Annotated in this window: 6 protein-coding genes; 1 reads left to right on the top strand and 5 read right to left on the bottom strand. The window is 75.2% G+C overall.

Annotation, left to right across the window (positions count from 1 at the left end):
* Nucleotides 1–16 precede the first annotated feature (16 nt).
* Entirely contained in the window at nt 17–958 is a 942-nt protein-coding gene (locus ACQRUO_RS10545) for a TauD/TfdA family dioxygenase (RefSeq protein WP_428315525.1), read from the top strand.
* Between the two features lie 118 nt (nt 959–1076).
* Here the strand turns inward: ACQRUO_RS10545 and ACQRUO_RS10540 are convergent, their stop codons facing one another.
* Genes ACQRUO_RS10540 through ACQRUO_RS10520 form a run of 5 tightly spaced genes read right to left on the bottom strand, consistent with a single transcriptional unit; the run spans nt 1077 to nt 13946 of the window.
* A complete protein-coding gene (locus ACQRUO_RS10540) occupies nt 1077–3068 on the bottom strand; it encodes an ABC transporter permease (RefSeq protein ID WP_428315524.1) in 1992 nt (663 codons plus the stop codon).
* Nucleotides 3065–3823, bottom strand: coding sequence for an ABC transporter ATP-binding protein (locus tag ACQRUO_RS10535; RefSeq protein WP_428315523.1), 759 nt, complete (start codon nt 3821–3823; stop codon nt 3065–3067). The genes ACQRUO_RS10540 and ACQRUO_RS10535 overlap by 4 nt, the downstream gene beginning before the upstream one ends.
* A gap of 54 nt (nt 3824–3877) precedes the next feature.
* Nucleotides 3878–12949, bottom strand: coding sequence for an amino acid adenylation domain-containing protein (locus ACQRUO_RS10530; RefSeq protein ID WP_428315522.1), 9072 nt, complete (start codon nt 12947–12949; stop codon nt 3878–3880).
* Complete coding sequence (locus tag ACQRUO_RS10525) at nt 12942–13148, bottom strand: MbtH family protein (RefSeq protein ID WP_428315521.1); 207 nt, start codon at nt 13146–13148, stop codon at nt 12942–12944. Before ACQRUO_RS10525 ends, ACQRUO_RS10530 begins: the two co-directional genes overlap by 8 nt.
* Before the next feature lie 30 nt (nt 13149–13178).
* On the bottom strand, nt 13179–13946 hold the full coding sequence (locus ACQRUO_RS10520; RefSeq protein WP_428315520.1) for a thioesterase II family protein: 768 nt from the start codon (nt 13944–13946) through the stop codon (nt 13179–13181).
* Nucleotides 13947–14080: the final 134 nt, after the last annotated feature.

Here is a 14080-nt window from a genome sequence, read left to right as displayed (position 1 = left end):
CCGAGAGAGCTGTCCCATGGGCGCAGAACAGAACTGGATTCCGACCGAGATCGGCCCGGCGGACGTCGGCGCCGAAGCCACGCCGTACGGTCTGATCGACCACCTCCAGCGGCTGGAGGACCTCACCGGGCTGCTGACCCGCGAGAAGGCCCTGGTCTTCCGCGGCTTCGGGGTCACCCCCGGCGAGCTGGACAAGGTCTTCGACCTGCTGCTGCCGAACCGCCTGGCCTACGTGCACGGCAACTCGCCGCGCACCAAGGTCGGCCAGAACCTCTACACCTCCACGGAGTACCCGCAGGAGTTCACCATCTCGATGCACAACGAGATGTCCTACGCGCACCAGTGGCCGGCCCGGCTCGCCTTCTACTGCGAGGTCGCGGCGGAGACCGGCGGCGCCACCCCGGTGGTGGACGGGGTGCGCTGGCTGGCGGCGCTCGACCCCGAGGTGCGCGAGGCCTTCGCCGGCGGCGTGCGCTACCTGCAGAACCTGCACGACGGCTACGGCTTCGGCAAGAGCTGGCAGCAGACCTTCGAGACGGACAGCCGCGAGGAGGTCGAGGCGTTCCTCGCCGGGACCGAGGCGACCTGGGAGTGGAAGAAGGACGGCGGCCTGCGGGTGGCGCAGCTGCGCCCGGCCACCACCCGGCACCCGGTGACCGGCACCGAGGTCTGGTTCAACCAGGCCGACCAGTGGCACCCGGCCGGCCTCGGCGACGAGACCGCCGCGACGCTGGCCAGCATCATGCCGGTCGAGGACCTGCCGCAGTCCGTCACCCTCGCCGACGGTTCGCCGATCCCGGCCGAGTGGGTCGAGCAGATCCGTGACCGCGGCCTGGACGAGGCCGTGAACGTGGACTGGCGCCCGGGCGACGTGCTGCTGATCGACAACGTGCTGGTCGGCCACGGGCGGCGCCCGTTCACCGGCAGCCGGCGCGTGCTGGTGGCGATGTCCGACTGACAGGCGCTGCCCGGCGGACAAGTGCTGTCGACGGACGGGCGCTGTCCGACGGACAGCGGCGACGACGAGAAGGGGTCCGGCTCATCGAGCCGGACCCCTTCTCGTGTGCCCTGCTCGGCTACTGCCGACCGGCCACCAGGTCGAGCGGGCGGATCCGCAGCGCCAGGCGGGCCGGGACCAGGCTGGCGACCAGCGCCAGCACCAGGCAGAGGCCCGCCGAGCCGGCCAGCGTCGACCAGGGGACCTGGTAGGCGGCGTGCTGGCTGGCGTTCAGGATCCGGTTCTCGATCAGCAGCACGGTGGCGTACTGGGTGAGCAGCGTGACGATGAGCCCGAGTGCCGCCGCGGTGGCCACCACCAGCACGGTCTCGCCCGCGACCACGCGCAGCACCTGGCGGCGGGTGCCGCCGGTCAGGCGCAGGGTGGCGAAGTCGCGCAGGCGGTCGCCGGTGGACATCATCATCGTGTTGACGATGGCGAGCAGCGCGTAGAGCAGGGCCGGGCCGAGGATGGCCAGCATGGCGATCCAGCCGTTGCGGGTGGTCTGCGCGTTGTGCGCATCCACCCAGGCGCCGCCGGCGGTGGCCGTAGCCGCGGCCGGGCTGCCGAGCGCCGCGGTGACCTGCTGCGGCCCGGTGCCCGCGGCCACGCCCAGGTAGGCGACCGAGACCGCCGAGGAGCCGGTCACCGCCTCGCGCGGCACCACCACCTCCGGCAGCTGCGGCAGCAGGTGGTGCACCTCGGCGACCAGCTTGAGCGGTGCGGTGCTGCCGTCGGCGAAGGTGGCGTTCAGGGTGTCGCCGACCTGCCAGCCGAAGACCCGGGCCATGTCGGCGGAGACGGCGATCGTGCGCCCGTGCAGGTCGCCGAGCGAGCCGTCGTCCACCGAGAGGTTCCAGGCGGTGCGCAGGTCGCCGTCCACGGCCAGGCCGGTCTCCGGGATCGGCAGATCGGTCGGGCGGCCGGGGGCCAGGCGCTGGGTGGTGTCGGTGAGGCTGTTGATCTGGACGTCGGCGGCCGTGGTGAGCTGCGCGCCGGGCAGCGCGGCCAGCCGGTGCAGCGCGTCGGCCGGCACGGCGGCACCGGTGCCGCTCGGCTCGACCACGTACCCGGCCCGCAGCGCGGCCCTGCCCTGGGCGGCCATCGCGTCGCTGAACGCCACCGTGCCGCCGACCACCGAGCCGGCCAGGCCGATCACCAGGAAGACCGGGGTGGCGGTGGAGACCGTGCGGCGGATCGCGGCGAGCGCGTTCTGCCGGGCGATCAGCCCGGCGGCGCCGGGCAGCAGCGGCACCACCACGGTGAACAGCCGCACCAACGGCGGCACCAGCACCGGCGCGATGAGCACGATCGCCAGCACCGCCATCACGTCGAAGAGCAGCGCCCACTGCGGGGTGGTGGAGGGGTCGCGCGAGGTCGGGTCGGCCAGCATCGAGGCGGGCATCGAGATGAAGGTCTGCAGGGTGTAGCCGAAGACGCCCAGGTAGAGCAGCGCGGCCACCCAGCGCAGCGGCGGCATCACCCTCTTGTCCACGGCGACCTCGCCCAGCGCCTCCACCGGGCGCACCCGGCCGGCCCGGCGGGCCGCCGTGTAGGCGCCGAGCAGCGCGACGAGCAGGCCGCCCGCCCCGGCGAGCAGCAGCGGCACCGGCGCCACCTGGGCCTGGAAGCCGGCCGGGGCGGCGCCCTTGGCGATCAGCCAGGAGGCGATCGCGGGCGCCACCGCCAGGCCCAGCAGGCAGCCGGCCACGGCGGCGGCCAGCGCCACCACCAGGGCCTCGCCGAGCACCAGCAGCCGGACCTGACGTGGGGTCGCGCCGACCGCCCGGAGCATCGCCGTCTCCTGGCGGCGCTGGGCGACGGCGAAGGCGAAGGTGCTGGAGACCACGAAGACCGAGACGAAGCCGGCCATCGCCGCCATGAAGCCGACCAGCTTGTGCAGCGAGGGCGCACCGGGCAGCGAGTCCTGCCCCATCGTGGTGTTGAGCAGTTCCCCGGCCGCGGACATCACGGCCACGCCGAGGGCGAGCGCGACGAAGGAGCCGAGGAAGGCCGGCCACCGCCGCCGCAGCGAGGCGGCGGCGACGGGGAGCAACAGGGTGGCGTTCATCGCCGGGCACCGCCGCCCCGGGCCGCCTCCAGGCCGGTCATCCGCTCGGCGACGGTCTGCGGGTCGGGCCCCACCAGGTGGTCCACCACCTGGCCGTCGGCCAGGAAGAGCACGGTGTCCGCGTACGAGGCGGCGACCGGGTCGTGGGTGACCATGATGGTGCTCTGGCCCTGACCGTCCACCAGCGAGCGCAGCAGGGTGAGCACCTCGCGGCTGCTGGTGCTGTCCAGTGCGCCGGTCGGCTCGTCGGCGAAGAGCACCTTGGGGGCCGAGATCAGCGCCCGGGCGATGGCGACCCGCTGCTGCTGGCCGCCGGAGAGCTGGGAGGGCAGGTGGCCGACCCGCTCGCCCAGGCCGACCTGGGCGAGCGCGGTCCGCACCCGGTCCGCATCGGGCCTGCGCCCGGCCAGGCGCAGCGGGAGCCCGACGTTCTGCTCGGCGGTGAGCGCGCCCAGCAGGTTGAAGGACTGGAAGATGAACCCGAGCCGCTCGCGCCGCAGCTCGGTGAGCGCGGTCTCGGTCAGGCCGCCCAGGTCCACCCCGTCCACCACCACCGTGCCGGCGTCCGGCCGGTCGAGCCCGGCCGCGCACTGCAGCAGGGTGCTCTTGCCCGACCCGGAGGGGCCCATCACCGCGGTGAAGGTGCCCCGGGCGAAGCCGACCGTCACGCCGTCCAGCGCGGTGACGGCGTTGGGTCCGGTGCCGTAGCTGCGGCTGACCCGCTCCAGCCGTACGACGTCGTTGCTGTCTATCATGATCATCTTCCTACCAGGTGGTCAGGTGGTCCGAGCGCCGTCCCTGGCGCACCATCAGTAGCCACCCCAGCCGGCCAGCAGCTGGGCCTGCTCCTCCGCCGAGACCAGCTCCAGCCGGCCCACCGGGGTCCGCGGGTCGGTCAGCAGCGTGTCCAGGACCCGGTGGACCTGGTCGATCAGGCGCTGCGCCTCCGCGTGATCGTAGACGTCCGGGCGGTAACCGAGCCGCAGTTCGAGCCCGGAGCCGTAGAGCGCCGGCACCGCCTGCATCCGCAGCGGGTAGTGGGTGGCGTCGACGCTGGCGGCGTCGCCGAGCCGCAGGCCGTCCAGCCCCGCGGCCAGCTCGGCCGCGTCCAGCGGCGCGTTCTGGTGGATCGTCGTGGTGTCGAACAGCACCTTCTCGCCGACCAGCTGTCGGATCTCGCTCAGCCCCAGCTGGTGGTGCGGCAGCAGCGCCGCCTGCTCGTCCTGGAGGCGCACCAGCAGCTCGGCCAGCGGCTCCTCGTCGTCGAGCCGGACCCGGACCGGCAGGGTGTTCAGGAACATCCCGATCATCCGCTCGACCCCGGGGACCTCGGCCGGGCGACCCGAGACGGTGGCCCCGAAGACCACGTCCGACTCCCCGGTCAGCCGGGCCAGCACCAGCGCCCAGGCGCCCTGCACCGCGGTGTTGAGGGTGATGCCGTGCGCCCGCGCGGCGGCCCGCAGCTCCTCGGTGACCTGCTCCGAGAGCTCGACGCCGACCGAGTCCTGCTGCACCGGCTCGCGGTGCGCGGCCTCCGGCGCCACCAGCGTGGGCCGCAGCCCCGCCAGCGACCCGGCCCAGGCCGCCCGGGCCGCCGCCTGGTCCTGGCCGGCCAGCCAGCCGAGGTACGCACGCAGCGGCGTCGGCTCGGGCAGGCCGCTCGCGTCGCCGCCCTGGCGGTAGACCGTGAACAGCTCCTCCAGCAGCACCGGCACCGACCAGCCGTCCCACAGGATGTGGTGACCGGTCAGGATCACCCGGTGCAGCTGCGCGTCCAGCTTGGCGACCCGCAGCCGCAGCAGCGGCGGGCGCTCGAAGTCGAACGGGCGCAGCCGGTCGGCCAGCGCCAGCCGCTCGGCCGCGGCGACCGCCGCGGCGTCCCCGGTCAGGTCGTCCTCGTACCAGGGCAGTGCGACCGTGCGGTGGACCAGCTGGAGCGGGCTGCCCAGCCCCGTCCGGTGGAAGCCGGCCCGCAGCCCGGCGTGCCGGGCCAGCAGCTGCTCGGCGCTGGTCCGCAGCCGCGGCAGGTCGAGGTCGCCGTGCAGGTCGAAGTGGACCTGGGTGGTGTAGACGTCGACCTCACCGTCGGCCAGCAGGGCGTGGAAGAGGAAGCCCTCCTGCAGCGAGGAGAGCGGCAGGGCGTCCGCCAGCTCCGGCCGGGCGGCCAGCAGTTCGGCGGCCTCCCGCTCGGACTCCGGGTCGGCGAAGACCGAGTGGACCTGCTGCGCCGCCGCCTCGACCGGGCGGGCGACGGCCGCCAGCGCCTGCGCCGTGCGGTGCTGGAAGACCTCGCGGACGGTGACCACCAGCCCGGCGGCCCGGGCCCGGGCGACGAACCGGATCGCCAGGATGCTGTCGCCGCCCAGGTCGAAGAACGACTCGTCGGCGCCCACCTCGTCCAGCCCGAGCACCTCGGCGAAGCTCGCGCAGAGCGCGGCCTGCTGCGGGTCGGCAGGGGCGGTGCGCGGGCCGCTGCGGCCCGGGTCGGGGGCCGGCAGCGCCTTGCGGTCGACCTTGCCGTTGGCGGTCAGCGGCAGCGCGTCCAGCGCCACCACGGTGGCCGGGACCAGGTAGTCGGGCAGCGACTCGCCGACGAAGGCGCGCAGCGCCGCCGCGTCGACCCGCTCGCCCGGCTGCGGGACGGCGTAGCCGACCAGCCGCCGGTCACCCGGGCGGTCCTCCCGGACCATCACGAACACCTGGGCCAGCGCGGGGTGCTGGGCGAGCACGGCCTCGATCTCGCCGGGCTCGATCCGGAAGCCGCGCACCTTGACCTGGTGGTCGGCCCGGCCCAGGTACTCCAGGCTGCCGTCGGCCTGCCGACGGACCAGGTCGCCCGAGCGGTACATCCGGCTGCCGGGCGCACCGAACGGGTTGGCGACGAAGCGCTCGGCCGACAGGTCGGGGCGGTTGAGGTAGCCCCGGGCCAGACCGGCGCCCGCGATCCACAGCTCGCCGACCACACCGGCCGGGACCGGCTGCAGGCTGCCGTCCAGCACGTACAGCTGGGTGTTGGCGACCGGGCGGCCCATCGGCGGCTGCACCCGGCCGTGCAGCGGCTCGCTCATGCTGGCGCAGACCGTGGACTCGGTCGGGCCGTAGGCGTTGACCATCCGCAACCGCCCGGACCAGTACTCGACCAGGTCGGGCGGGCAGGCCTCGCCGGCCACCACCAGGGTGCCGCCCACCGGCAGCGCGTCCGGCGGCAGCACGGCCAGCGCGGTCGGCGGCAGGGTGACGTGGGTGACCCCCTGCTCGGCGATCAGCTCGACCAGCGCCGGGCCGGGCAGCAGCCGCTCGGCGTCGGAGAGCACCGCGCGGGCACCGGTGAGCAGGGCCATGCCCAGCTCCCAGACCGCCGCGTCGAAGCTCGGCGAGGCGAAGAGCAGCACCCGACTGTCCGGGGTGACCGCGAGGCCGGTGCGCTGGCTCTCGACCATCGAGGCCAGGCCGGTGTGGGTGACCACCACGCCCTTCGGGCGGCCGGTCGACCCGGAGGTGTAGATCACGTAGGCCGGGTGGGCGGCGGTCAGCGGGGCGGTGCGCTCCGCGTCGGTGAGGTCGCCGGCCGGATAGCCGGCGGTGTCGGTCCGCTCCACCAGCACCCGCGGCACCGTGCTCCCGGTGAGCAGCTCGGCGGCCACGTCGGCCGTGGTGATCACCAGCGCCGGGTCGGCGTCGGCGAGCATGTAGGCGATCCGGTCGGCCGGGTAGCGCGGGTCCAGCGGCAGGAAGGCCGCACCGGCCTTGAGCACCGCCAGCTGGGCGACGACCAGCTCGATCGAGCGCTCCAGGGCGATCGCCACGAACCCGTCCGGGCCCGCGCCCCGCTCCACCAGCAGCCGGGCCAGCCGGTTGGCCCGCTCGTTCAGCTCGGCATAGCTCAGCCGCTCGGCGTCGAAGGCCAGCGCCACCGCCGTGGGTGCCGCCGCCACCCGGGCCTGGAAGAGCACCGGCAGCGGATCGGCGGCGACCGCGACCTCGGTGTCGTTCCAGGCGGTGAGCAGCCGGTGCCGCTCCTCGGGCGCCAGCGCGTCCAGCCGGCCCAGCGGCAGCGCCGCGTCGCCCGCCAGCGCGGTGAGCACCCGCAGCAGCCGGTCGGCGACCTGCTGCGCCTCGGCGGCGGAGACCAGGTCGGTCTGGTAGTCCATCCGGAAGGCCAGGGTGTCGCCCTCCGGCACGGCCATCAGGCCGAAGGTGTAGTGCACGGCGTCGTGCACCCGCACGTCGGCCAGTCGCACTCCCCCGACCGGCGCGTGCAGCGCCGCCGCGTCCAGCGGGTAGTTCTCGAAGACCATCGCGGTGTCGAAGAGCTCGCCGACCCCGGCCAGTTCCTGGATCTCCGCCAGGCCCAGGTGCTGGTGCTCCAGCAGCCCGGCCTGCTCGCCCTGCAGCCGGCCCAGCAGCTCGGCCAGCGACTCGGCCGGGTCCAGCCGCAGCCGCAGCGGCAGGGTGTTGATGAACAGGCCCACCATGCCCTCGGAGCCGCGCAGTTCGGCCGAGCGGCCGGAGACGGTGACGCCGAAGGTGACGTCGGTGGTCCCGGTGGTGCGGCCCAGGGTGATCGCCCAGGCGCCCTGCAGCAGGGTGTTGAGGGTCAGCCCGTGGGCCCGGGCCTGCTCGGCCAGCGCCGTGCCGAGCTGCGCCGGGGCGCGGAACTCCAGCCGCGTCGGCACCGTCGGCACCCGGCCCGGCGGCACCGCGCGCACCCGGGTCGGCTCCTCCAGCCCGGCGAGCGCGGCCTGCCAGGCGGCGCGGGCGGCCATCCGGTCCTGGGCGTCCAGGTGCTCCAGGTGCTCGCGGTAGGGGCGGACCCGGGGCAGCGCGGTGGCGTCGCCGCCGGCCGCGTAGAGCGCCAGCAGCTCCTGGATCAGCACCGGCATCGACCAGCCGTCCAGCAGCAGGTGGTGGTTGGTGAGGACCAGGCGGTGCCGGTCGGCCGCCAGCCGCAGCAGGGCGAAGCGCAGCAGCGGCGGGCGGTCGAGGTCGAAGCGGCGGCCGCGCTCCTCGGCGGCCAGCTGCTCGGCCCGCTCCGGGTCCTCGGTCAGGTCGACCTCGCGCCAGGGCAGGTCGACGCCGGCCGGGATCACCTGCACCGGGTGGCGCAGGCCGCCGTGGAAGCCGGCGCGCAGGTTGGCGTGGCGGTCCAGCAGCGCCGCCGCGGCCGTCCGCAGGGCGCCGGCGTCCAGCTCGCCGACCAGGTCCAGCTCCAGCTGGGCCAGGTAGACGTCGGTCTCCCCGGTGTCGTACAGGGCGTGGAAGAACAGGCCCTGCTGCAGCGGGGAGAGCGGCAGCACGTCCACCAGGTCCGGGACCTGGGACTCCAGCTGCTCGATCTCCGCCTGCGTCAGCTCGGCCGGCGCCAGGTCGGACGGGGTGCGACCACCGGCGTCCGGGGCGGCGGCGTGCGCGGCCAGCGCGCGCAGCGCCGCGAACCAGCCCTCGGCCAGCTCGCGCACGCTCTCGGCGGAACGCAGCCGCGGCGCCCAGCTCCACTCGGCGACCAGCTCGGGGCCCTGCGGGCCGTCCTGGACCAGGGCGTTGAGCTCCACGCCGTGGGCGAGCGGCATCCGCTCGTCGGCGCCGGGCACCCGGCCCTCCAGCTCGGGCAGCACCGCCCAGTCGGCGGTGGCCCCGGCGAACCGGCCCAGGTAGTTGAACCCGTAGCGCGGGCGCGGCAGTTCGGCCAGCAGTGGACCGGTGCGCGGGTTCAGGTGGCGGAGCAGGCCGTAGCCGATGCCCTTGTCCGGCACCGCGCGCAGCTGCTCCTTGACCCGCTTGAGCAGGGTGCCGGCCGCCGCGCCGCCGGCCCGCGCCTCGGCGAGGTCGAGCGGGCCCGCGGTCAGCCGCACCGGGTAGAGGCTGGTGAACCAGCCCGCGGTGCGCGACAGGTCGCCGCCGCCGAGCGCGTCGCTCTCCCGCCCGTGGCCCTCCAGGTCGACCAGCGCCTCGCCGTCGCAGGCCAGCGCGAAGCCGGTGAGCAGGACGTCGTTGACCTCCGCGTGGTAGGCGGCGGGCAGCGTGGTGAGCAGTTGCTCGGTGACCTCGGCGGGCAGCCGCAGGGTGAGCCGCTCGGCGCTGCCGTGGGTGTCCCGCACCGGGTTGATCCAGAGCGGCTCGGCACCCGCCAGGGTGCTCTGCCACCAGCCGAGTTCGGCCTCCCGCTCGGGGCGCTGGGCCTCGGCGGTCAGGCGCTGCGCCCAGCTGCGGAACGAGGTGCCGACCGGGTCCAGGGCCGGGACCAGGCCCTCGGCGACCGCCTGCCAGGCCTGGGCCAGGTCCGGCACCAGCAGGCGCCAGGTGACCCCGTCGACCACCAGGTGGTGGAGCACCAGCAGCAGTTGGCCGGACTCGGCCGCGCCCCGGTCGAACCAGACGGCCTGCACCATCACGCCCTCGCGCGGCGCGAGCCGCCCGCGGGCGGCCAGCCCCTGCTCGGCGCGGAGCGCGGCCAGCGCCCGCTCGTCGAGACCGGTGGCGTCGACCCGGCGCACGCAGTCGGCGGCCGCGACGGTGCCCGGCGCGGTGACGGTCAGCTCCCAGTCGTCGGTCATCCGCAGCCGCAGCGCGTCGTGGTGGTCGAGCACGGCCTGCAGGGCGGTCAGCAGTTCCGGCTCGGTGAGGGCCGGCACCTGCAGCGTCATGGCCTGGTTGTAGGCGTCGAACTGGTCGACGGTGCCGGGGTGTTCGGCCAGCCAGTGGGCGATCGGGGTGAGCGGCAGCGGGCCCAGGCCCGCGCCCGGGGCCTCGACGGCGGCCTGCGGCAGGTCGAGGGCGGCCTCGGCCAGAGCGGCGGCGGTGCGGCGGGTGAAGACGTCCCGGGCGGTGATGGTCAGCCCGGCCCGGCGGGCCCGGGCGACCAGCTGGATCGACATGATGCTGTCGCCGCCCAGGTCGAAGAACGAGTCGTCGGGGCCGACCCGGTCCAGGCCGAGCACCTCGGCGAGCAGGCCGCAGAACAGCTCCTCGCGCGGGGTGCGCGGGGCCCGGGCCGCCTCGGCGGACGGGAGTTCGGGGGCCGGCAGCGCGGCGCGGTCGACCTTGCCGTTGGCGGTCAGCGGCAGCGCGGGGAGGGTCACCACGGTGGCCGGGACCATGTACTCGGGCAGCAGGGTGCCCGCGAAGCCGAGCAGGTCGGCGGTGTCGAGCTCGGCGGCGTCGGGGCCGGCGGCGGGCACCACGTAGGCGACCAGGCGGCGGTCGCCCGGGCGGTCCTCGCGGACCAGCACCACGGCCTGGGCCACCGCCCGGTGGCGCCCGAGGGCGGCCTCGATCTCGCCGATCTCGACCCGGTAGCCGCGGATCTTGACCTGGTCGTCGCCGCGGCCGAGGTAGTCGACGTTGCCGTCGGGCAGCACCCGGGCGGTGTCGCCGGTCTTGTAGAGCCGCCCGCCCGGGGCGCCGAACGGGTCCGGCACGAAGCGCTCGGCGGTCATCGCGGGCTGGCCCAGGTAGCCGCGGGCCAGGCCGGCGCCGCCGATCCAGAGCTCGCCGACGGTGCCGACCGGCACCGGCTGCAGCGCGGCGTCCAGCACGTACATGCTGGTGGCCGGGATCGGACGGCCGATCGGCACCACCTCGGTGGGCTGCGGGCCCTCGACGTCGAAGACGCAGTTGCCGACGGTGATCTCGGTCGGCCCGTACTCGTTGACCACCCGGCCGCCGCCGAGCCACTCGCACCAGCGCTCGGCGACCTGGCCGAGCAGCGCCTCGCCGCCGACCACCAGGACCGGGGTGAGGCCCTCGGTCTCGGCCGGGGTGAGCTGGTGGGAGAGCATCTCCAGGTGGCCCGGGGTCAGCTTGAGGAAGTCGAAGGGGCCCGACTCGACCAGGAATGCGCCCAGTTCGGCCAGGTCGCGGCCGTGCGGGAAGAGCGTGACCGGGGCGCCGGTGAGCAGCGGCACCCAGAGCGTGGGCACCACCAGGTCGAAGGCGACCGAGGAGAAGAGTGCGGCGCCGCCGCCCTGGCCGGTGTAGTCCGCGACCGCCCAGCCGAGGTAGTTGGCCAGGCTGCGGTGCCCGATCTGGACGCCCTTGGGCTTGCCGGTGGAGCCGGAGGTGTAGATGACGTAGGCGAGCCGGTCCGGGTCGTGGTCGACCGCCGGGCGGGTGGCGGGCTCCCCGTCCGCCGCGGCCGGGTCCACCACGGCGCCGTCGAAGGCGAGTTCGCGGTCGGTGACGACGGCGACCGCGCCCGCGTCGCGCAGCACGCCCTCGATCCGGGCGGCCGGCCAGGACGGGTCCATCGGCAGGTAGGCCGCGCCGGACTTCCAGACCCCGAGCAGGCTGGTGAGCAGCGTCGGCGTGCGGTCGAGCAGCACGCCGACCACCTGGTCCGGGCCGGCGCCGCGGTCGCGCAGGTGGTGGGCCAGGCGGTTGGCGCGCTCGTCCAGCTCGCGGTAGCTCAGCGCGACGCCGTCGCAGCGGACCGCGGGCGCCTCGGGGGTGCGCGCGGCCTGGGCCTCGACCCCGGCCAGCGCGTCCAGGGCGTAGGGGGGCTGCAGGGCGGCGGCGTTCCACTCGGTCAGCAGCCGGTGGCGCTCCTCGGCGGTGAGCAGGTCGATCTGGCCGAGCGGCGTCTCCGGGTTGTCCAGCACCCCCTGCAGGAAGCGCAGGAAGCGGTCCTGGTGCTCGGCCACCTCGTGCTCCTGGTAGAGCTCGGGGCTGGCGTCGAAGTCGATGGTCAGGCCCTGGCCGTCGGCGCGGTCGTAGACCGCGATGCACAGGTCGTCGACCGGGCCGTTGGAGAGGTTGTTGCCGAAGGCGAGGTGGTCGCCGAAGCGCAGCTCGGTGTCGAAGGACATGATGTTGACGGTCGGGCCGACCAGGCCGTCGTCCGAGCCGGTCAGGCCGAGCGCGCGGCAGACGTCCTCGTAGCGCGGCATCTGGTGCTTGAGGCCGCCGCGCACCTCGCCGACCGTCTGGCGGACCAGCTGCGCCGCGCTCTGCTCCGGGCTCACGTCCAGCAGCAGCGGCACCCAGTTCGAGGCCATCGAGGGGGTGCGGCGGGCCAGCGGGGTGGCCCGGCCGGTGACCGGCAGGCCCAGGATCTGCCGCTGCTGACCGGTCATCCGCTGCAGGTAGGCGCCGGTCAGCGCGATCAGCAGGATGGACCACGGCGCGCGGTGGCCGCGGGCGGTCTCGCGCAGCCGGTCGGTGTGCTCCTGGGAGAGCGTGACGGTGCGGCGGAAGTAGCCGATCGCCGGACGGTCCGGCCCCGGCTCGGCGGCGCGCTCGACCAGGCGGCGCGGCTCGGGGCGGTCCGCGAGCTTCTCCACCCAGTAGCGCAGGTCGGCCTCGGCGGCCGGCGAGCGGCGGTAGGCGGCGTCCTCGGCCAGCAGCTCGTCGAGCGCGCCGAAGCCGCCCGGGCCCGGGTCCTCGCCGGCGGCCAGGGCGGTGTAGATCTCGGCGATCCGGGTGCCGACCAGCGAGCCGCCGTAGGCGTCGATGGTCACGTGGTGGGCGCGCTGGTAGTAGAAGTAGCGGTCCTCGGCGAGCTTGAGCAGCGCGAAGCTGGTCACCCGGCCGGCGGCCAGGTCGACCGGCGCGGTCAGGTCGGCGTCCATCCAGGCCTTGGCGGCGGCCTGCGGGTCCGGCTCGGCCGACACGTCGACCAGCGGCAGGTGGCGGTCCGCGGCGTCCGGGTCGACGTACTGGACCAGCCCGTCCGACTCCTCGCGCACCGCCGTCACCCGGTAGGCCCAGGCCTCGTCGAGCAGCCGGCGCCAGGCGGCGTCCATCAGCCGCGGGTCGACCGCGCCGCGGATGTCCTTGTACTCGGCGATGTTGTACCGGCAGCCGGAGGCGTCCAGCTGGTGGGCGAACCAGATGCCGGTCTGGGCGGCCGACAGCGGCAGTCTCTCCTGACGCTTCTCAGACATTGCTCTTCACCCTCGCGGTCGTGTGGCCTGCGGTCCAGTTGCGGTTGATGTGGTCGATGCACTCGGTGCGGCTCGCGGGCTCGAGCGCCACCGTCCAGCCGGCCGGGACCGCCGCGAAGGCGGGCCAGAGCGAGAAGTCGCCGGCCTCGTTGACCAGCACGCGGTAACGGCCGGTCGGGTCGTTGAACGGGTCCGTCATGGGATGTCTCCTCCTTCGGGTGAGGACCGGTCAGAACCGGGGCGTCAGGGGTGCGAGCCGCTCGGTCAGCAGGGCGACGAGCTCGGTGGTGGTGGACTCGAAGTAGAAGTGGCCGCCCGCGACGGTGCGCAGCTCGAAGCCGCCGGCCGTGCACTCGGCCCAGCGGCGGGCGTCCTCGGGCCGGCAGGCCTCGTCGTCCCGGCCGACGACGGCGGTGATCGGGCAGAGCAGCGGGGCGCCGGGCCGGTAGCGGTAGGTGTCCACCAGGTGGAAGTCGGCGCGCAGCACCGGCAGCGCCATCTCGCGCAGCTCCGCGTCCTGCAGCAGCTGGGCGCCGACGCCGCCGAGGGTGCGCACGTACGCCAGCACCCCCGCCTCGTCGAGCAGCGGGGGGAAGGGGTTGGGCACCGAGGGGGCGCGGCGGGCGGAGGCGAAGAGGTGACGCAGCGCCGGGCGGTGCCGCGAGGACAGGCGGCGGGCGGTCTCGAAGGCGACGGTGCCGCCCAGGCTGTGCCCGAGGAACGCCACCGGGCGGTCCAGCAGCGGCTCGATCGCGGCCGCGATGTCGCCGGCCAGGGTGTCCAGGTCGGTCGCGGGCGACTCGCCGTAGCGGTCCTGGCGGCCCGGGTACTGGACGGCCACCAGCTCGACGTCGGCGGGCAGGTCGCCGGCGAGCGCGCGGAAGGCGCCGGCGGAGCCGCCGGCGTGCGGGAAGCAGACCAGCCGCACGCGGGCGTGCGGCCGGGGCGTCGGGGTGCGGAACCAGCGGGCGGTCTCCGCCGTGGTCTGGGCGATCATCGGAGCCTTTCAACCGATTCGGCGAGCACCCGCCGGCGCCCGGCGCCGGAGTACACATGTCCGGCAGTGACCAATCTCCGGGACCGCCCTATATTTCGGCCGGTCGTCGGCCATGCCCCGGCGCGCGCGGCCAC

The organism is Kitasatospora sp. LaBMicrA B282 (assembly GCF_050325825.1).
Classification (GTDB): domain Bacteria; phylum Actinomycetota; class Actinomycetes; order Streptomycetales; family Streptomycetaceae; genus Kitasatospora.
This window is presented reverse-complemented; position numbering and strand designations above follow the sequence as displayed.